Origin of the sequence: Bradyrhizobium sp. AZCC 1610 (assembly GCF_036924515.1) — a bacterium.
GTDB lineage: Bacteria > Pseudomonadota > Alphaproteobacteria > Rhizobiales > Xanthobacteraceae > Bradyrhizobium.
The window spans coordinates 3,450,445-3,468,789 of the sequence record NZ_JAZHRR010000001.1; the positions used below are offsets into that span (position 1 = coordinate 3,450,445).

Below are 18,345 nucleotides of genomic sequence, written 5' to 3' on the forward strand. Positions count from 1 at the left end.
GGGTCCCTAGATCGGCACGGTCTTCGGCCGCTTCCAGCGCACCCAGCCAGCGACGATCAGGCTGGTGAGCGTAAACGCTGTGAAGACCGTGGTGATGATACCGATGCCGAGCGTGACGGCGAAGCCGCGAACCGGGCCGGTGCCGATGTAGAACAGCACCGCTGCGGCAATGAAGGTGGTGATATTGGAGTCCAAGATAGTCGCCAGCGCCCGCCTGAAACCAGCGTCGATCGCCGAAATCGCATTGCGCCCGCCGCGCAGTTCCTCGCGGATGCGCTCATAGATCAGCACGTTGGAGTCGACCGCGATACCAACGGTCAGCACGACGCCGGCGATACCGGGCAGCGTCAGCGTGGCGTTGAGCAGCGACAGGATGCCGAAGATCATCGCGACGTTGATGGCAACCGCGATGTTGGCGAACACGCCGAACAGCCGGTAGGTCAGCAGCATGAACACGATGACCATGATCGAGCCGACGTAAGCCGCGAGTTTGCCCTTTTCGATCGAGTCCTGGCCAAGCCCGGGGCCGACGGTGCGTTCCTCGATCACGGTCAGCGGCGCCGGCAGTGCGCCGGCGCGCATTAGCAGCGCGAGCTCGTTGGCCGCCTGCACCGTGAAGCTGCCGGAAATCTGCCCCTGGCCGCCGGTGATCGGCTCGCGGATCACGGGTGCGGATATCACCTTGTTGTCGAGGACGATGGCAAAGGGTTGCCCGACATTTTCCGACGTCGCCTGCGCGAATTTGCGCGAGCCCGAACTGTTGAACTTGAAGTTCACGATCGGCTCGTTGGTGCGCTGGTCGAAGCCCGGCTGCGCGTCGGTCAGGTCGCCGCCCGACACCAGCACCTGCCGCTTGATGACGTAGGGAACCTTGGGCGATTGCTCGCTCATCAAGACTTCCGAATCCGCCGAGACCCCCCGCCCCGACTGAACCTGATCCGGCGACACCGACGGATCGACCATGCGGAATTCCATCTTGGCGGTCTGGCCAAGGATGCGCTTCAAGTCGGTTGGATCCTGCAATCCCGGCACCTGGACCAGGATACGATCGGTGCCTTGCCGCTGGATCAAGGGCTCGACCGTGCCCAATTCGTTGATACGGCGCTCGACGATCTGGATCGACTGTTCGATCGTTTGCCGGATGCGTTCGGTAATGGCGGCTTGCGGCACCGTGAGACGGAACAGGCCGCCGCCGGCATCGGAGACTTCGAGGCTGCGCTGCCCTGAGGAGCCGAGCAGGCCGCCAAGCGGCTGCGACAGCTCGCGCAGCTTGGTGAGGGCCGCCTGCTGGTCACTCTCCTTGACGCGGACTTCGGCGGCATCGCCGCGGACGGCAAGGCCGGTATAGCCGATCTTGGCATCGCGCAGCACGCGGCGGACCTCGTCGCGCACCTGGTCGAGCTTTTCCTTCTTCACGTAGTTGGAATCGACTTCGAGCAGCAGGTACGAACCGCCCTGCAAATCGAGCCCAAGCACGATGTGGCGCTGCGCCCACACCGGCCAGGTCTTCACCCGCTCCTGGGAAAAGAAGTTCGGAACCGCGAACAGGCAGACGATTAGCGCGGTCAGAATGATCGCCAGCGCCTTCCACCGCGTGAAATACAACATCGAGAGACCTGTCAGATCCAGGAAAATGCGCCGCAGGAAGCGGCGCGGAAAACTCAGCTCGCGGACGTTTCGTCCTTGGCCTCACTCTTTTCCTTGGCCGGCTCGCCCTTGGCGCGGACGCCCGAAATCATCTGCCGCATCTGCCGCACGCGGACGCCGTCCGAAATCTCGAACTCGATCTGGTCGTCGTCGACCACCTTGGTGACCTTGCCGACCAGGCCGCCCGAGGTGACGACCGTGTCGCCGCGGCGGATGTTTTTGACCAGTTCCTGATGATCCTTCACCTTCTTCTGCTGCGGGCGCAGAATCAGGAAATACATGATCACGAAGATCAGCGCGAACGGCAGCAACGACATCAGCATGCTGTTGGCATCGCCGCCGGCCGCAGCCTGGGCGTACGCAGGGGTAATCAGCATTCGAACAATCCTCGTGAGACGGAAAAGAACCGGCCATGCCTGGACATAGGTCCTGGGCGTGTCGCCGGTCCGGGCAAATTCGCGCGGACTATAGCGGCGGCCGGCCCAATTGCAACGTTGGCCGCCCCCTCATTTAGGCCGCTTGCGAGACCTTCCAAGGCCCGTTAAGGCTGCGCGGTCAGGAACTCCGGAAATGTCGAAAAAACCCAAGAAAAAAGCGGCTCAAACAGCCCCCCGCGCCACCCCCAAGGCCGCCTCGCGTGGACACACGAAAACCGCGACAAAACGTCCGGTAAGCGCGCCCAACGACGCCACCGCCGAGCGGATCGCAACCGCGCTGGAAGCCATCGCCGGCCACCTTTCCGCGGCCTCTCCGGCGGCGGGAAACCCTGACTCGTTCGGCTCCGCCGACGCCTTTGTCTGGCATCCGGACGGACGCCTTTCGCCGGTGCCGCGCGTCAGCCGCGTCGACCTCGGCCTGCTCAAGGGCATCGACCGGATGCGCGACATCCTGATCGAGAACACCGAGCGCTTTGCCGACGGGCTGCCCGCGAACAACGCGCTGCTGTGGGGCGCGCGCGGCATGGGCAAGTCGTCGCTGGTGAAGGCCACTCACGCCAATATCAACATCGACCGCAAGCCGGCCGACCGGCTCAAGCTGATCGAGATCCACCGCGAGGACATCGAGAGCCTGCCCGGCTTGATGGATCTGTTACGCAGCTCCGATTTCCGCTTCATCGTGTTTTGCGACGACCTCTCCTTCGACGGCAACGATGCCTCCTACAAATCGCTGAAGGCGGTGCTGGAAGGCGGTATCGAGGGACGTCCTGACAACGTCATCCTCTACGCCACCTCGAACCGGCGGCACCTGCTGGCGCGCGAGATGATCGAGAACGAACGCTCGACGGCGATCAATCCGGGCGAAGCGGTCGAAGAGAAGGTGTCGCTGTCGGACCGTTTTGGTCTCTGGCTCGGCTTCCATCGCTGCAGCCAGGACGAATATCTGGCGATGGTACGCGGCTATTGCGGCCATTTCGGCATCAAGATGGGCGACGAAGAGCTGGAGCGCGAGGCGCTGGAATGGTCGACCACCCGCGGATCCCGCTCGGGCCGCGTCGCCTGGCAGTTCACGCAGGAACTGGCGGGACGGCTGGGCGTGCGGCTTTCGGGGAAGTAGAGCCCGTAGATGGGGTAACGGGCCCGGTCTGCCTTCCAAGCAAGCCGCGCTTGCTACGGCGCTGTTGAGTGCGCGCTTCGCGCGGCTTGCTTGGAAGGTGGGCGGTCGTCCCTCACATGGATGGTGTTACGGAGTCGAGGGTTGGACCTCGCTCCAAGCATCAAGGAGAGACGACCATGGAGCATTATGCAGGAATCGACGTGTCTTTGGAATGCTCAAGCGTGTGTGTGGTTGATGCAAACGGCAAAATTGTCCGCGAGAGCAAGGTGACAAGCGAGCCGGCGGCGCTGATCGGCTGGCTCAGCTCGCTCGGGCTGACCCGGATCGGGCTGGAAGCTGGGCCGCTGTCGCAATGGCTGTACGCGGCGATGAAGCGGGCTGGGCTCGCGGTTGAGCTGTTGGAGACGCGGCACGTGCACGATGCGTTCAAGGCGATGCCAGTGAAGTCGGACCGCAATGACGCACGGGGGATCGCACAACTGATGCGGCTGGGCTGGTTCCGGCCGGTTCACTGCAAGTCGATAAATGCCCAGGAAGTACGTGCCGTGCTGACGGCGCGCAAGCTGGTCCAGAGCAAGCTTCTGGATGTCGAGAACAGTCTGCGCGGGATCCTGCGGGGCTTTGGGCTGAAGGTTGGCAAGACGACGGGAACAGGTTTTGCCGGACGGATCAACGAGTTGGCAAAGGGGCATCCGAACCTGGAAGTGATCGCAGAAGCGCTGCTGCGGGTGCGCAGCGCCCTGCTCAGTGAGTTCAAAGCCTTCGAGAAGCGGGCCGGCAAGATGTCGCGGATGGATGCCAAAGCCAGGTTGTTGATGTCGACGCCTGCGGTGGGACCGGTCATCTCGCTGACCTATGCCGCGGCGATCGATGATCCCGCGCGGTTCACATCCTCCAAGCAGGCGGGGTCGCATTTCGGGCTGACGCCGAAGAAGCACCAGTCCGGCGAGACCGACCGATCGGGGCGGATCAGCAAGATCGGGGACGCCTCCGTGCGCGAGGCGCTCTACCAGGCCGCTCACATCATGCTGACGAAGCCGGTCAGGGGATGTTCGCAGCTCAAGAGCTGGGCGATGCGGATCGCCAAGCGTGCCGGCATGAGCAAGGCCAAGGTCGCGCTGGCCCGCAAGCTCGCCGTGATCATGCATCGCATGCTCAAGGACGGCGCGCCTTTCAATCCGCTCGCCAAGGCTAACGCTGCAACAGCCTAGGAGGAGAAACGACAGGTTTCGGGCGGGCCACGACACCAGCCTTCCCGAAGCGAAGTCCCTTCGCCGGGACGATGGATCAGGTCAGGCCGACATCCGGGTTGTCGACATATCAAACGATATGATCACGCTTTCCGTAGATTGGCCGACCTATCCTCTCACGAACCCCATCAGGCGACGGCCTTGCGCCGATCCCGTACAGAAGCAAGTTCCCGGCGAGCGGACGACGCAAAAGGGATTGACTAATCGAGGCCCGTTACAGAAGCCCGGATGCAGCGCAGCGCAATCCGGGAACAGTTTAGCCACTTGAGAGAACGGCCCCGGATTTCGCTCCATCCGGGCTACGTCTGCGCTGTCTCTCACGCCCCGTTCAGGAATTGAAGCGGGTCAACCGGTGAAGATCCTTTGCGGATCTCGAAGTGGAGCTGCGGCGACCCCACCTCGCCCGATTGACCCGACTTGGCAATGATCTGGCCGCGCTTGATCGTATCCCCGCGCTTCACCATCAGTTCACTCGCATGGGCATATGCGGTGACGTAACCATTGGAGTGCCGCACCAGAACCAGATTGCCATAACCCTTGAGCTCGTTGCCGGAATAGGCAACGACGCCATCTTCCGCCGCTTTCACCGGCGTGCCTTCCGGCACCGCCAGGTTGATGCCGTCATTCGATTTGCCGTTGGTCTTGGCGCCGTAGCTCGTGATCACCTTGCCGCGCACCGGCCAGCGGAAGGTCGGCAGCGCGCCGGTGGCTTCGCTTGATTTGACCGACGCGGCTTCGACGGCGGGCTTCTCTTCCACGACGTTGGTCGTGGCAGACGCCAGCCGCGCGCTCTGCGGCGGACCGCCGGCCGAGGCCACCTTGGTGGCAGGCGCCGCAACCGGGGCGGCCGGCTGGGCGGGTGCGGCGGCGACGGGCTGCGCCACTGGCGCAGCAGCCGCGGACTTCGAACCGGGCACGGTCAGCTTCATTCCAAGGCTGAGCTTGGCGGACTGATCGAGATTGTTGGCCTTGGCGAGTTCGGCAACCGGGACATGGTTCCGGCGCGCGATGCTCATCAGCGTGTCGCCGCGATTGACGATATGGACGCTCGGCGGGGCGGCCGCGGCAGCCGGCTTGCTGGCCGCCGGCGCGAGCGCCGGTGCGGCCGCAGCCACCGCGGTCTGCCGCGGAATGATCAGTTGCTGGCCGGGCGACAGCACGCGCGGGCCCTTGTAGCCATTGGCCTGCAGGATCGCGGCGGCTGAAACGTTGTAGCGCTTCGCCAGAATGTCGAGCGTGTCGCTGGTGCCAACAATGATCGTGGTGCCGGCCTGCGCAGCCGGGCGCGCGGCTGCGACCGAGCGCGGCGGTACGGTGGCGGTGGTCTCGATGGGTGGATGGGACGGCGGCGCATAGGACGAAACCCCGCGCCCTCCTCCCGACACCCCGCCCGAACTGGCCGGATAAGCGGGCGGCGCAGCAACGGCGGCGGGCGGCGGCAGGGCCTGGGACTGGTATTGCGGCGCGGACGCCGGCGGCCGGGCGTATTGCGGCTGCTCGCGGCGCTCGACGGCGGGCGTGCGGACCGAACCGGTCGCTTCAGGCTGCGAGGCAAAGGGATTGGAGAACGAGCTATCGGAAAAGCGCGTCTGCATATCGGCGCTGCAGCCGGCAAATCCGACCGACATCAGCGTCAGCACCGCGACCTGCGGCATCCAACGCGAGCGAAGCAACTCGGCGACACGGGACATGGTTACTCACTCGTACGCAACAAAATACTGTTTTGAGTAAACACGTGCCGAGTAAATAACCGCTTAACCCTTGGAATAAGATGTTGGCGGGAACCGCCAATCCGGGATTCTACAGCTCGCGCGCAATTCCCGGCAGCGCCGGGACGAAGCGGACATCGACCAATTCCTTGCGCTCGAACCCGCTGTCGGTCCTGGTCACCCTGACCAGCGTCTGGGTGCCGTGATGCGGGCCGACCGGTGCGATCAGGATGCCGCGCGGCACCAGCCGCTCCAGCAGCTTTTCCGGAATTTGCTCCATCGCAGCCGTGACGATGATGCGGTCGAAATCGCCGGCGCCAGGCGGAATGTCGAAGCCGTCGCCGTACATCACCTCGATATTGTAATAGCCGAGCGCTTCGAGCCGGTCGCGGGCCGTGTCCGCCAGCGTCCGGTAGCGCTCGATGGTCAGGACGTGTGCGCATAACCGCGACAGCACCGCGGCCTGATAGCCGGAGCCGGTACCGATCTCGAGCACCTTGTGGCCCTTCTGAAGTTGCAGCTGCTCGGTCATGTAGGCCACCACGAAAGGCTGGCTGATGGTCTGCCCGCAGGCGATGCCGAGCGCGCTGTCGCGGTAGGCATGGTCGCGGTCGCCAGCCGCCACGAAAACCTCCCGCGGCACCTCTTCCATGGTGCGCAGCACCGCCTGGTCGCTGATCCCCCGCCGCCGCAGGGCGAGCTGAAACATCATCTTCTCGTGCGGTTCTTGCGACATTGCGGTCTCGCGGCGGGCTCAGGCCCCGCCGAGATGTAATAGCGTGCGCGCACTTAAGGAAGAATTTCCTCAAGATTTTGGTTCCGGCTGCGGGAACCGTTGTCGCGCCCCCGGCGTTGGGGCGCGGCAAATCCGTCGCCGGAGTCTTTGCTTCAAAGCGTACCTGTTCATGTCGACGTTGCGCCCAGGGGTGTTTTTTGCGAACCTCAAAGTCCTGGAAGGGCAAGGATTCCCCTCATGATAGCGACACGGCCGGCGGGCTGTTCTGTATTCCTCGTTGAAGACGAGGTGATGATCAGGATGATGGTCGCTGACATGCTGGAAGAGCTGGGCCACAGCGTAGCTGCCGAGGCCGGCGAAATCGGCGAAGCGGTCAAGCTGGTGCAATCGACCGAATTCGATCTCGCCATTCTCGACGTCAACGTCAACGGCAAGGTGATCACGCCGGTGGCCGAGCTGATCACGGCGCGCAACCGTCCGTTCATCTTTGCGACCGGCTACGGCTCCTCCGGCCTGCCCCAGGAATATCGCGATCGCCCCGCGCTGCAGAAGCCGTTCCAGCTGGAAACGCTGGCCCAGGTGATCGCCGCCACGATGAAAAGCGCCCCGGTTTAGGCGGCGTGTTGCGACGTGCAGCGCGTAGCCCGGATGGAGCGCAGCGAAATCCGGGAAGCTCTCGCAGACTGGTACACGGGCCCCGGATTGCGCTTCGCTCCATCCGGGCTACCATGCTTCACTTCAGCGTCGTCGTCAGCTCTTCCGAAAACGCTTCATCGGTGCGATCGAGCCGCAGTGGTGTGACCGAGACGTAGCGTGCCGCAAGTGCGGCAAGATCGGTGCCTTCGGCCGGCGTATCCATCGTCGCCGCGCGCTCAAAGCCGATCCAGAAATAGGGATTGCCGCGGCCGTCGTGGCGCTTGTCGACTTTGAGGAAGCCGAGATTGCGCTTGCCCTGACGCGTCACGCGCACGCCCTTGACCTGGTCCGGCGTACAGGCAGGAAAATTGACGTTGATCACCGTGTTCTTCGGCACGCCGGCGTCGATTACCTTGCGCAGGATATCCGGACCGAATTTCAGCGCGGTGTCCCACAGCGGCGCGTGACGGGTCTCGATGGAAAATTCCTGACTCAGTGCAAACGACGGGATTCCCAGGATCGTGCCTTCAAGGGCGCCCGCGATGGTGCCGGAATAGACGACGTCCTCGGCAACGTTGCGGCCCTTGTTGACGCCCGACAGCACGAGATCGGGCATCTTCTCGCCGAGGATGTGGCGCGAGCCCATGATCACGCAATCGGTCGGCGTGCCCCGCACCGCGAAATGGCGCGGACCGACTTCGCGCAGCCGCAAGGGATCGTTCAGCGACAACGAATGCGAGACACCGGACTGATCGAGCTCCGGCGCCACGATCCAGACGTCGTCGGACAACGCGCGGGCGATCTCCTCGACGATTTTCAACCCCGGCGCATGGATGCCGTCGTCGTTGGTGCAGAGAATTCGCATCCGTCAAAATGCCTTCTGGTTCAGGTCGAGGCAGGCTTTTGCCTTTGGGCGTCGTCTTATCCGGCTATCGCGGCTGAGGCAAACCGGCGCATTTCCTCATGTTTTCTTCATCCAGACGCGCCAGGGGCGCGCGAACCGGGCCTGGCCATCGATTTTCATCTGAAGGTCTGGCGATTGTTGCTTTGGCGGCGCGATCGGCTCGATCGCTGGAACGGGCGGCGCAACGACCGAAGTCGATCCCGCGTGCGGCCGCGGATGTCGCGTTCGCGCAACCGCCAGCCCCTTGTCGAAATCCGCGGCGTTGAGCCACTCCTTGGCATGCATACGCTCGATCAGATCGTCGTCCCACAGGCGGGCCACTTCGATATCGAAGGCGCCCATCAGCCGCTGGTCGATCAATTGCATCCCATGGCCGGTAACAGCCCATTGCCTCCCGATCCAAAAGATGTCGCGATGCAATGCCATTTTTTGCTTTGCGCTATTTGTCCCGCTCGATTGTTTTGAGCCCGCCCATATAGGGCTGCAGCACGTCGGGCACCGCGATCGCGCCGTTTTCCTGCTGGTAGGTTTCCATGACCGCGATCAACGCGCGGCCGACCGCCGTGCCGGAGCCGTTGAGCGTGTGCACGAAACGCGGCTTGCCGTCGGGCCCACGCGAGCGCGCATCCATGCGCCGCGCCTGGAAATCGCCGCACACCGAGCAGCTCGAGATTTCGCGGTAAGCCCCGCCCTCGCCCTGCCCGGACATCCAGACCTCGATGTCGTAGGTCTTCTGCGCGGAAAAGCCCATGTCGCCGGAGCACAGCGTCATCACGCGGTAATGCAGATCGAGTCGTTTGAGCACTTCCTCGGCGCAAGACAGCATGCGTTCATGCTCGTCACGGCTGGTCTCGGGCACAGAGATCGAGACCAGCTCGACTTTTGTAAATTGATGCTGCCGGATCATGCCACGGGTATCGCGGCCCGCCGCGCCCGCTTCAGCGCGGAAGCACGGCGTCAGCGCGGTCAGCCGCATCGGCAGTTCTTTTTCATCGACGATGGATTCGCGGACCAGATTGGTCAACGAGACTTCGGCGGTCGGGATCAGCCATCGACGATCTGGATTCTCTCTGTACTCGAAGCCGAGTACTTCAAGTTTTTCGTCTCGGGCCGCCTGAACGCCGAATTTCTCAACGTAATCGAGAACCGCCTTTTTGGAGTGTTCGAAGTTTATGTACGCGTGCCTTATTTGATCGTCTTCCGTCTCCACGCGAAACTGATCGGCACTGAACTTAGGTAATTGGGCGGTACCGAACATTACACGGTCACGCACCATCAGCGGCGGATTGACCTCGGTGTAGCCGTGCTCGTTGGTATGGAGATCGAGCATGAACTGCCCGATCGCGCGCTCCAGCCGCGCCAGCCCCTTCTTCAGCACCACGAAGCGCGCACCGGACAATTTCGCCGCCGCCTCGAAATCCATGTAGCCGAGCGCGCCGCCGAGATCATCATGCGGCTTCGGCGTGAAGGCGTGGTTGCGGATTTTTCCGAAGACATGGCGCTGCACATTGCCGTGCTCGTCTGTGCCTTCGGGCACGTCGTCGAGCGGCAGATTTGGAATCGCGGCAAGTTCTTTTGCCAGCTCCTCGTCCGCGGTCTTCGCGGCAAGCTCGAGCTCCGGCATTGTGGTCTTGAGCTCGGCCACTTCAGCCATCAATCTGCTGGCGCGCGCGTCATCCTTGGCCTTCTTCGCCTCGCCGATTTCCTTCGAGGCCGCATTGCGCCGCGCCTGCGCCTGCTCGGACGCCAGGATCGCCGCACGGCGTTTCTCGTCGATCGCCAGCAGCGCAGCCGACAGCGGCGCCAGCCCGCGGCGCTTCAGTCCGGCATCGAAGGCTACAGGATTTTCGCGGATCGATTTGATGTCGTGCATGACCAATTTCCCGTCATGGCCGGGCTTGTCCCGGCCATCCACGTCTCTGTCGCACGGTCTGTAAAAGACGTGGATGCCCGGGACAAGCCCGGGCATGACGAATCACAGGAAGTGCGCCGCAATGATAGGCAAAACGCCGGCGATCCGCCCCTACTCCGCCGGGTTGGCTTCCGGGGGGCTGGCGGGCGGAGGCGTGGTCGAGGCCCGCGCGGCCGCGGCCTTCTTTTCCACCATACGGACCGCAACGATGGCGCCCTCGTAGAGCGCCAGCAGCGGTATCGCGAGCGAGGCCTGGCTGATCACGTCGGGCGGCGTCAGCACAGCGGCGATCACGAAGGCGATGACGATGAAATAGCGCCGCTTCTCGCGCAGCATCTGCGAGGAGACAATGCCGATCCGCCCCAGCAGGGTCAGGATCACCGGTAGCTGGAACGCGATGCCGAAGGCGAAGATCAGCGACATCATCAGCGACAGATATTCGCCGACCTTCGGCAACAACTGGATCTGCGCGGCTTCGTCGCTGCCGGTCTGTTGCATGCCGAGCGAGAACCGCACCAGCATCGGCAGCACGATGAAGTAGACCAGAAGCGAGCCGAGCGCGAAGAAGAACGGCGTGGCGATCAGATACGGCAGGAACGCGCCGCGCTCGTGCTTGTAGAGGCCGGGCGCCACGAACATGTAAATCTGCCCGGCAACGATCGGGAACGAGATGAAGGCAGCGCCGAACATCGCCAGCTTCAACTGGGTCAGGAAATATTCCAACAGCGCGGTGTAGATGAATTTCGAATTTTCCGCGCCCGCAACCCAGACGAACGGCCAGACCAGCACGTTGTAGATCTGCTTGGCGAAGAAGAAGCAGAAGATGAAAGCTATACCGAAGGCCAACAGCGCCTTGATCAGCCGCGAGCGCAGCTCGATCAAGTGATCCATCAATGGCGCCTTGCTGGCCTCGATATCCTCGATGGTCATGACGCTTTGGCGTCCTTGAGAATGTCAGGCGCCGTGGGCGCGATATCCTGCGCCGCCGCCTGAACTTCACGCGTGATCGCTAGCGGCTCGGACGCCGCCACATGCGCCTCGGCTTCGGCGAAGGTCTCCGGCGTCGGCGCGGCCGGCGTCGTCGGCGTGACGGGCTCGCCGATCGCGGACGCCACCTGCGCATCGTTGGGTGAGGCGGCAGGCTTGTCGATGTCGCCGATCTGCAGGGCGTCGCCGACATCCTTCTGCAGCGAGGTCATGAGGGTGCCGGGGGAAAGCGCCGTCGCGGAGTCCTTGACCTCGTCGAAGCTTTTCTTCAGGTCGGCCATTTCGGCCTCGCGCATGGCCTCCTGGAACTGGCCCTGGAATTCGGAGGCCATCTTGCGCGCCTTGCCCATCCATTGCCCGACCATGCGCAAGACGCCCGGCAGTTCTTTCGGGCCGATGGCGATCAGCGCGACAACCGCGATGACGACCAGTTCACTCCACCCGATGTCGAACATGAATTCTTCCGCTCGCGCGAGACGTCCGCGCCCCAATCCATCATAGCCAAGATTTGGAGCCGCCCGCGCCGTTTCTCAACCGGCATCCTCTAAACTGACGCCTGGTTCAAGATGCCTGGTTCAGACAGCCTTGCTGCCGACATCGGTCCGCGCCGCGGTGGGCGCCGGCGCCGCATTGTGATCGATGGTCTTCACCGGCTCTGCGGGCTTTTCGGGTGCCTTGTCATCGTCCTGCAAGCCCTTCTTGAAGGACTTGATGCCCTGCGCGACGTCGCCCATCAGGTCCGAGATCTTGCCGCGGCCGAACAACAGCAGGACCACTGCGATCACGACGATCCAGTGCCAAATGCTAAGCGAACCCATCCTGCAACTCCTCCAAAAGAGACGGCCGGCTTCCGGCCAAGCTTTGGCGGAAGGTAGGCCCGAGAGGCGTCAAAAACAAGGACCCATGCCGCGGCAAATCGCTGTCGCGGCTACGTATTATGGCTATTATTAACCCCACCTGAGCGAATAGTCGGCGGAGCCTTCGGAACTAGCTTCCGCCGCCTTCTTCAGGTTCGGCAGCCGGTGCCAGCAGCAGTTCCAGATTGTCGCCGACCTCCAGCGGATCCTCGTCCTCACGCAGCGCCACATCGTCGGACGGCGTCGGAACGCTGAAGCCGGAAGGCAGCCGCGAATCCAGTAGTCCCGTACCCTTCAGCTCTTCCAGGCCCGGCAGGTCGCCGAGCGCTTCCAAGCTGAACTGCGACAGGAACGCTTCCGTCGTGCCGAAGGTCAGCGGCCGGCCCGGCGTCTTGCGGCGGCCACGGGGGCGGATCCAGCCGGTTTCCAACAGCACATCCAGTGTTCCCTTTGATGTGATCACGCCGCGGATTTCCTCGATCTCGGCGCGTGTCACTGGTTGGTGATAGGCGATGATCGCGAGCACCTCGATCGCGGCCCGCGACAGGCGCCGCGTCTCCGTGCTTTCGCGCGTCATCAACCACGACAGATCGCCGGCGGTGCGGAAGGTCCATTTGTTGGCGACGCGCACCAGATTGACGCCGCGCGGGGCATATTCCGCCTGCAATTGCGCCAGCGCCGCCTTGACGTCGACGCCATCGGGCATGCGCTTGGCAAGCGCCGCCTGATCGATCGGCTCGGCAGAGGCGAACAGCAGCGCTTCGAGAAGCCGCAATTCCTCCGGCCGCGCCGCAACCTCGGTATTCTGGTCGATGGGATGATCCTCGGCATCTTCCATGCGTTTTTCCGCCAGGCTTGCCATGGCTAGGTCTCCTTCCACTACTCGACCGTCATATCCGGCGCGGGCATCGCTGCCTGCGGCGGACGCCTACGAAAATACAGCGGCGCGAACGCCTCTTTCTGGTTCAATTCCATCTCGCCTTCGCGCACCAGTTCGAGCGCAGCGGCGAAGCTCGACGCAAACACCGTTGCCTTTTGCGAGGGGTCGACAACATAGTTGAGGAGATAATCGTCGAGGCAGCTCCAGTCCTCGGACATGCCGACGAGCCGCTCCAGCGACGCGCGCGCCTCCGCCAGCGACCACACCGTGCGCTTGGTCAGATGCACCGTCGCCAGCACGCGCTGCTGACGCTGCGCCGAATAGGCGGTGAGCAGGTCGAACAGGGTTGCCGTGAATTTGGGGTGGCGAATTTCGGCGATGGTTTCCGGATTGCCGCGCGGAAAGATATCGCGCTGGAACTGCGGCCGGTTCATCAGCCGGTTGGCAGCTTCTCTGATAGCCTCGAGCCGGCGCAGCCGGTTCGCCAGGGCGGTCGCCATTTCTTCGGCGCTCGGCCCGTCCGGAGTGGCCGGTTCAGGCAGCAGCAGCCGCGATTTCAGGAACGCGAGCCAGGCCGCCATCACGAGGTAGTCGGCCGCCAGTTCAAGGCGGATTTTTCGCGCGGCCTCGATGAAGATCAGATACTGGTCGGCCAGCGCCAGGATCGAAATCTTGGCGAGATCGACCTTCTGCTGCCGCGCCAGCGTGAGCAGCAGGTCGAGCGGGCCCTCATAGCCCTCGACGTCGACGACCAGCGATGGCTCGCCGTCGGTGAGTTCGGCGGGCCGTCCGGTTTCAAACGATAGAATCTCAGCCGTCATGCCGTTGCTACCCGATCCATCAACGCTTCAAGTTCAGCCCGCGCCGCCTGCCGGTCGAAGGGCTCGGGCTGTTTTCGCGAGGCCAGCGCCCGCCTGGCGCGATCCAGGGCCTCGCCCGCCAGCTGCGGCGTCTCGCGCGCCACATCGTGCATCTCGTCGAGCTTGCCGTTGCAATGCAGGACCATGTCGCAGCCGGCGTTGACAATGGCGCGGGTCCGTTCGGCGATCGAACCCGCCAGGGCATTCATGGACACGTCGTCACTCATCAACAAGCCTTGGAACCCGATCGCGCCGCGAATCACCTGCCGGATGATTGTCGCAGAAGTCGTCGCCGGTTGGGCGGGGTCTAGCGCGCTAAACACAACATGTGCGGTCATCGCCATCGGCAGGTCCGCCAGCGGTTGAAAGGCGGCGAAATCGGTCCGCTCCAGCTCTTCTTTCGACGTATCAACGGTCGGGAGCCGGAAATGGCTATCCGCAGTGGCCCTTCCGTGGCCGGGAATGTGCTTCAGAACCGGCAGGACGCCGCCCTGTTCCAGCCCCCCGGTGACCGCCCGGGCGATCGCCGCGACCTTGGCCGGTTCGGTTCCATAGGCCCGGTTGCCGATCACGGCGTCGGCGCCGGCCACCGGCACGTCCGCCAGCGGTAGGCAGTCGACGGTGACGCCGAGGTCGATCAGGTCGGCCGCGATCAAGCGCGAACTGAGCCGCGCAGCCTTTAGCCCCAGCGCCTTGTCGAGGTCGTAGAGCGCCCCGAAGGTGGCGCCGGGCGGATAGACCGGCCAATACGGCGGCCCCAGCCGGGCCACCCGCCCGCCTTCCTGGTCGATCAACACCGGCGCATCCGCCTGGCCCAGGCAATGTCGCAATTCCCCAACAAGCGCAGAGACTTGATCAGGGCTCTCGATATTGCGTTTGAACAGGATGAAGCCCCATGGCCGCGTCCCACGGATGAATTCGCGCTCCGTGGCGCTCAGTTCCAGTCCCGATACGCCCGTAATGAATGCGCGGCTGCTCATGGGGCCGATTAGGCCCCTCATAGCCCCGGGGTCAAGGAAACCGCCGTTAATTCCTTTGGACGAAGCACTGCCCGCCGGCGGTTTTCAGGCTGCTGCAGACCTGCGCCGCCTCTTCGGACGAGCCGAACGGGCCGGCGAAGGCGCGGTAATAGACCCCCTTTTCGCCGAGATCGACACGCTTCACCAGCGACGAGTGCGACCCCAGCACGCTCGGGAACTTGCCCTGCAGCGCGCGATAGGAGGCTTGCGCGTCGGCTTCGTTCTTCTGCGAGGACACTTGAACCAGATAGCCACCGCCGGCCGCAGGGGCCGTCTGGGCCGGGTTGGTCGCCGCCATCCGGGTCGGCGGCGCGGCATCGGCCTGCGGTGCCAGCGACATTGGCGAATTGGCGCTGGCATTGGCAGACGCGGGGTTACGGGCCGGCGGCGCAGCGGGAGCGGCAGCCGGGGCAGCGGCGCTTCGCGAAGCTGGCGCCGGCCTTGCAGGCGGCGCGACCCCTGCCGGCAGGCCGCCATTGTCGGCGTCGCCCTTGACGGCGAGCGTCCTGACCCTGCGCGGCTCGTTGTTCGGCATCGTGCCGTTCGCACCCGTCGCCGGCGCCGGACCGGTCGGAGAGACGCTCGCAACCGGCGGCGGGCTGTTGTTCTGGTTCAGCGGCGGAAACACCACGCGCGGCGCCCCCGAGCGGGAATTGACGTCGACCGGCGTCTCTTCGCGCGACACCAGCTTCTCGCCGCCATCGCCTGGCAGCATGCGGTCGGGGTTCTTGCCGGCGCTCGCATCGGACGGCGCCGGCACCACCTTGGTCGGGCTGTTGTCGGCCCTGATGATCGGCGGCTCACCTGAGCGGGGCGAACCGACAAAGGTGCGGTAGGCAAAGGCAGCCCCCGTCCCCACTACGGCCAGCGCCAGTACCGCGACGACCGTCATCAGGCCGCTCGAGCGCTTCTTCGGCGCGGGCTCTTCCTCATATTCGTTCTGGTAGGCGTAGGGATCGTCCGGATAGGCCGGATCGCGCTGATAGTCGTGCTCGCCGGTTTCGAGCCGTCCATACAGCGCATCGTCGTAGCGCGACGGGTCCTGCTGCGGCTCGTCGGCATATTGTTGCGGAGCCTCGTCGTAGTCTTGCGCTGGCGCCTCATGGGTAGACGAATTGGGCTGCTGGGCCGCGTAGCGATGCAAGGGATGCACCGGCGCCGGTTGGTACGGCGCCGGTTGGTACTCCGGCTCGTCGTCGTATTCCTGCGGCAGAGGCAACGGAGGCGGCGGAGTTTCATGGCGCGCGCGCTGCATCCATGCCGGCGGGCTCGGCGGAGCATCGGGCTCTTCTTCCGGCGGGTCATAGCGCTGCGGACGCACGTTGGCCCGCGACTGCAGCGGGCGTGGCGCGGGCTTGGCCGCGGCCCCCTGCGGATCATTCTGCCCGATCAGCCTTGCGAGCTCGGCAAGCGGATCGCTCTCGCCGCGAGCCTGGTCGGCGGAAGCAAAAGGTCGGTCCTGATATCGATCAGCCATCGTGATGGTGCATCCCCTACGGGACAGCGCCAACTCGCCATGTCAAACAAACCATGACGAGCGTGGCCCCTGCCAGATACCCTCACGAACCCCCATTCGTGAAGGCCTTCGCCCCCTGCCTACCGCATCTCGGTCGGGGCGTGGACGCCGAGAACGGCTAAGCCCGATGCCAGAACCGAGACGACGCCCTGAACCATTGCCAAGCGCGCCCTCGTGATCTCTGCATCATTAGTTATAATGAAGCGTAAATAGGGCAAATCCCGCCCTTTCGTCCACAACGCGTGAAATTCACTGGCCAAATCATATAGATAAAACGCGATTCGGTGCGGCTCATGTGCCACCGCGGCCGACTCAACCATTCTCGGATAGAGTGCCAGCCTTTTCAAGAGGCCAAGTTCCGCCGGGTCGGTCAGCCGCTCCACCGGGGCATCCCCCAGCCAGGCCGACCGGGCGGCGTCATCCGCCGGCAGTTCGGGAACGACCTCGCGGGCGTTCTTGAAGATCGAATGGCCGCGGGCATGCCCGTACTGGACGTAGAAGACGGGGTTGTCCTTCGACTGTTCGCGTACCTTGGCGAGGTCGAAATCGAGCACGGCGTCGTTCTTGCGGAACAGCATCATAAACCGCACCGCGTCCGAGCCGACCTCGTCCACCACCTCGCGCAGCGTGACGAACTCGCCGGAGCGTTTCGACATCCGCACCTGCTCACCCCCGCGCAGCAGCCGGACGAGCTGCACGACCTTGACGTCGAGCGCCGCCTTGCCGTCGCTTATGCCCTTCACCGCCGCCTGCATGCGCTTGATGTAGCCGCCATGATCGGCGCCGAACACGTCGATCAGGTCGAGGAAGCCGCGGTCGACCTTGTTCTTGTGATAGGCGATGTCGGAGGCGAAATAGGTGTAGCTGCCGTCCGACTTGATCAGCGGACGATCGACGTCATCGCCATAGGCGGTGGCGCGGAACAGCGTCTGGATGCGGTCTTCGTAATCCTCGACCGGTTTGCCCTTCGGCGGCGGTAGGCGGCCCTCGTAGATGTCGCCCTTGGCACGCAGGAAATCGATGGTCTCGGTGACCTTGTTGTTGCCGGTCTCGATCAGTGACCGCTCCGAGAAGAACACCTCGTGCTTGATGTTCAGCGCCGCGAGATCGCCCTTGATCATGTCCATCATCATGGCGATTGCCTTGGCGCGCACGATCGGCAGCCATGAAGCCTCCGGCATCGCCTTCAGCTTGTCGCCATGCTCGGCGGCGAGCGCCTGCCCGACCGGCACCAGGTAATCGCCGGGATAGAGCCCTTCCGGAATCTCGCCGATGTTTTCGCCAAGCGCTTCCCGGTAGCGCAGGAATGCCGAGCGCGCGAGCACGTCGACCTGCGCGCCGGCGTCGTTGATGTAATACTCGCGCGTGACGTCGTAGCCAGCAAAATCAAGCAGGCCGCACAGCGCGTCGCCGAACACCGCACCCCGGCAGTGGCCGACATGCATCGGTCCGGTCGGGTTGGCCGAGACGTATTCGACATTGACCTTGGCGCCGTGGCCGATCGCGCTTTTGCCGTAGGACGCGCCCTCGCGCAGCATCGTGAGCAGTTCGTCCGCCCAGACCTGAGGCTTCAAGGTGAGATTGATGAAGCCGGGCCCGGCGACCTCGACGGAATCCACCAGATCGTCGGCGCGCAATTTTTCCGCGATCCTGTCGGCGAGCTCGCGCGGCTTCGCCTTGGCGTCCTTGGCCAGCACCATGGCGGCGTTGGTCGCCATGTCGCCATGGCTCGCGTCGCGCGGCGGCTCGACCACGACGCGGGAGAAATCGATGCCGGCGGGCCATTGGCCGTCGGCCGCGAGCGCGGCGCAGATCGCCTGCACACGCGCCAGCGCGTCGGCGAACAGATGTTGTGGGGCTGGCTTGTCGGACATGGCC

Annotated in this window: 18 protein-coding genes; 3 read left to right on the top strand and 15 right to left on the bottom strand. The window is 64.1% G+C overall.

Going from position 1 to position 18,345, the window contains the following annotated elements; genetic code table 11:
* Positions 1 to 6 precede the first annotated feature (6 nt).
* Positions 7 to 1,608: a protein translocase subunit SecD gene (secD, locus tag V1279_RS17120; RefSeq protein WP_334437967.1), complete on the bottom strand. Its 1,602-nt coding sequence runs from the start codon at positions 1,606 to 1,608 to the stop codon at positions 7 to 9.
* Between the two features lie 53 nt (positions 1,609 to 1,661).
* A complete protein-coding gene (yajC, locus tag V1279_RS17125; RefSeq protein ID WP_057855867.1) occupies positions 1,662 to 2,024 on the bottom strand; it encodes a preprotein translocase subunit YajC in 363 nt (120 codons plus the stop codon).
* 193 nt (positions 2,025 to 2,217) lie between these two features.
* Here yajC and V1279_RS17130 point away from each other — a divergent pair, with 193 nt between their 5' ends.
* Complete coding sequence (locus V1279_RS17130) at positions 2,218 to 3,201, top strand: ATP-binding protein (protein ID WP_334437969.1); 984 nt, start codon at positions 2,218 to 2,220, stop codon at positions 3,199 to 3,201.
* A 176-nt stretch (positions 3,202 to 3,377) separates the two neighbouring features.
* Positions 3,378 to 4,412 (top strand): IS110 family transposase, encoded by a 1,035-nt coding sequence (locus V1279_RS17135; RefSeq protein WP_334437971.1) that lies wholly within the window; start codon positions 3,378 to 3,380, stop codon positions 4,410 to 4,412.
* 356 nt (positions 4,413 to 4,768) lie between these two features.
* On the opposite strand, the gene V1279_RS17140 is transcribed toward V1279_RS17135, so the two are convergent.
* Positions 4,769 to 6,142, bottom strand: coding sequence for a peptidoglycan DD-metalloendopeptidase family protein (locus V1279_RS17140; RefSeq protein WP_334437973.1), 1,374 nt, complete (start codon positions 6,140 to 6,142; stop codon positions 4,769 to 4,771).
* A 109-nt stretch (positions 6,143 to 6,251) separates the two neighbouring features.
* Positions 6,252 to 6,896: a protein-L-isoaspartate(D-aspartate) O-methyltransferase gene (locus V1279_RS17145; protein ID WP_334437976.1), complete on the bottom strand. Its 645-nt coding sequence runs from the start codon at positions 6,894 to 6,896 to the stop codon at positions 6,252 to 6,254.
* A gap of 237 nt (positions 6,897 to 7,133) precedes the next feature.
* Here V1279_RS17145 and V1279_RS17150 point away from each other — a divergent pair, with 237 nt between their 5' ends.
* Positions 7,134 to 7,511 carry a response regulator gene (locus V1279_RS17150; RefSeq protein ID WP_214493662.1) on the top strand — a complete coding sequence of 126 codons (378 nt, stop codon included), beginning with the start codon at positions 7,134 to 7,136 and terminating at the stop codon, positions 7,509 to 7,511.
* 118 nt (positions 7,512 to 7,629) lie between these two features.
* Here V1279_RS17150 and surE read toward each other — a convergent pair whose 3' ends face one another.
* The 11 genes from surE to argS form a co-directional block, all read right to left on the bottom strand.
* Positions 7,630 to 8,397, bottom strand: a complete 768-nt coding sequence (gene surE, locus V1279_RS17155; RefSeq protein ID WP_275190200.1) for a 5'/3'-nucleotidase SurE — start codon at positions 8,395 to 8,397, stop codon at positions 7,630 to 7,632.
* Positions 8,398 to 8,493: 96 nt separating this feature from the next.
* A complete protein-coding gene (locus V1279_RS17160) occupies positions 8,494 to 8,862 on the bottom strand; it encodes a hypothetical protein (RefSeq protein ID WP_334437980.1) in 369 nt (122 codons plus the stop codon).
* A 13-nt stretch (positions 8,863 to 8,875) separates the two neighbouring features.
* Positions 8,876 to 10,309 (bottom strand): serine--tRNA ligase, encoded by a 1,434-nt coding sequence (gene serS, locus V1279_RS17165; RefSeq protein WP_334437982.1) that lies wholly within the window; start codon positions 10,307 to 10,309, stop codon positions 8,876 to 8,878.
* A gap of 150 nt (positions 10,310 to 10,459) precedes the next feature.
* Positions 10,460 to 11,278 carry a twin-arginine translocase subunit TatC gene (gene tatC, locus V1279_RS17170; protein ID WP_334437984.1) on the bottom strand — a complete coding sequence of 273 codons (819 nt, stop codon included), beginning with the start codon at positions 11,276 to 11,278 and terminating at the stop codon, positions 10,460 to 10,462.
* Entirely contained in the window at positions 11,275 to 11,790 is a 516-nt protein-coding gene (gene tatB, locus V1279_RS17175) for a Sec-independent protein translocase protein TatB (RefSeq protein ID WP_334437987.1), read from the bottom strand. Before tatB ends, tatC begins: the two co-directional genes overlap by 4 nt.
* Before the next feature lie 120 nt (positions 11,791 to 11,910).
* Positions 11,911 to 12,153 carry a twin-arginine translocase TatA/TatE family subunit gene (locus tag V1279_RS17180; protein WP_108515979.1) on the bottom strand — a complete coding sequence of 81 codons (243 nt, stop codon included), beginning with the start codon at positions 12,151 to 12,153 and terminating at the stop codon, positions 11,911 to 11,913.
* Between the two features lie 169 nt (positions 12,154 to 12,322).
* Positions 12,323 to 13,054, bottom strand: coding sequence for an SMC-Scp complex subunit ScpB (gene scpB, locus V1279_RS17185; RefSeq protein WP_334437990.1), 732 nt, complete (start codon positions 13,052 to 13,054; stop codon positions 12,323 to 12,325).
* 17 nt (positions 13,055 to 13,071) lie between these two features.
* On the bottom strand, positions 13,072 to 13,893 hold the full coding sequence (locus tag V1279_RS17190; RefSeq protein WP_334437991.1) for a segregation and condensation protein A: 822 nt from the start codon (positions 13,891 to 13,893) through the stop codon (positions 13,072 to 13,074).
* Positions 13,890 to 14,912: a beta-N-acetylhexosaminidase gene (gene nagZ, locus V1279_RS17195; protein WP_334437992.1), complete on the bottom strand. Its 1,023-nt coding sequence runs from the start codon at positions 14,910 to 14,912 to the stop codon at positions 13,890 to 13,892. The genes V1279_RS17190 and nagZ overlap by 4 nt, the downstream gene beginning before the upstream one ends.
* A 46-nt stretch (positions 14,913 to 14,958) precedes the next feature.
* The gene (locus tag V1279_RS17200) at positions 14,959 to 16,428 is read right to left on the bottom strand and encodes an SPOR domain-containing protein (RefSeq protein WP_334437993.1); all 1,470 of its coding nucleotides are present in this window, start codon (positions 16,426 to 16,428) and stop codon (positions 14,959 to 14,961) included.
* A 119-nt stretch (positions 16,429 to 16,547) separates the two neighbouring features.
* Positions 16,548 to 18,341 (bottom strand): arginine--tRNA ligase, encoded by a 1,794-nt coding sequence (gene argS, locus V1279_RS17205; protein ID WP_334437994.1) that lies wholly within the window; start codon positions 18,339 to 18,341, stop codon positions 16,548 to 16,550.
* Positions 18,342 to 18,345: the final 4 nt, after the last annotated feature.

Excerpts from the sequence above, each read along its gene's own strand:
- secD (WP_334437967.1), bottom strand. The coding sequence starts at position 1,608 with ATGTTGTATTTCACGCGGTGGAAGGCGCTGGCGATCATTCTGACCGCG.
- yajC (WP_057855867.1), bottom strand. The coding sequence starts at position 2,024 with ATGCTGATTACCCCTGCGTACGCCCAGGCTGCGGCCGGCGGCGATGCC.
- V1279_RS17130 (WP_334437969.1), top strand. The coding sequence starts at position 2,218 with ATGTCGAAAAAACCCAAGAAAAAAGCGGCTCAAACAGCCCCCCGCGCC.
- V1279_RS17135 (WP_334437971.1), top strand. The coding sequence starts at position 3,378 with ATGGAGCATTATGCAGGAATCGACGTGTCTTTGGAATGCTCAAGCGTG.
- V1279_RS17140 (WP_334437973.1), bottom strand. The coding sequence starts at position 6,142 with ATGTCCCGTGTCGCCGAGTTGCTTCGCTCGCGTTGGATGCCGCAGGTC.
- V1279_RS17145 (WP_334437976.1), bottom strand. The coding sequence starts at position 6,896 with ATGTCGCAAGAACCGCACGAGAAGATGATGTTTCAGCTCGCCCTGCGG.
- V1279_RS17150 (WP_214493662.1), top strand. The coding sequence starts at position 7,134 with ATGATAGCGACACGGCCGGCGGGCTGTTCTGTATTCCTCGTTGAAGAC.
- surE (WP_275190200.1), bottom strand. The coding sequence starts at position 8,397 with ATGCGAATTCTCTGCACCAACGACGACGGCATCCATGCGCCGGGGTTG.
- V1279_RS17160 (WP_334437980.1), bottom strand. The coding sequence starts at position 8,862 with ATGGCATTGCATCGCGACATCTTTTGGATCGGGAGGCAATGGGCTGTT.
- serS (WP_334437982.1), bottom strand. The coding sequence starts at position 10,309 with ATGCACGACATCAAATCGATCCGCGAAAATCCTGTAGCCTTCGATGCC.
- tatC (WP_334437984.1), bottom strand. The coding sequence starts at position 11,278 with ATGACCATCGAGGATATCGAGGCCAGCAAGGCGCCATTGATGGATCAC.
- tatB (WP_334437987.1), bottom strand. The coding sequence starts at position 11,790 with ATGTTCGACATCGGGTGGAGTGAACTGGTCGTCATCGCGGTTGTCGCG.
- V1279_RS17180 (WP_108515979.1), bottom strand. The coding sequence starts at position 12,153 with ATGGGTTCGCTTAGCATTTGGCACTGGATCGTCGTGATCGCAGTGGTC.
- scpB (WP_334437990.1), bottom strand. The coding sequence starts at position 13,054 with ATGGCAAGCCTGGCGGAAAAACGCATGGAAGATGCCGAGGATCATCCC.
- V1279_RS17190 (WP_334437991.1), bottom strand. The coding sequence starts at position 13,893 with ATGACGGCTGAGATTCTATCGTTTGAAACCGGACGGCCCGCCGAACTC.
- nagZ (WP_334437992.1), bottom strand. The coding sequence starts at position 14,912 with ATGAGCAGCCGCGCATTCATTACGGGCGTATCGGGACTGGAACTGAGC.
- V1279_RS17200 (WP_334437993.1), bottom strand. The coding sequence starts at position 16,428 with ATGGCTGATCGATATCAGGACCGACCTTTTGCTTCCGCCGACCAGGCT.
- argS (WP_334437994.1), bottom strand. The coding sequence starts at position 18,341 with ATGTCCGACAAGCCAGCCCCACAACATCTGTTCGCCGACGCGCTGGCG.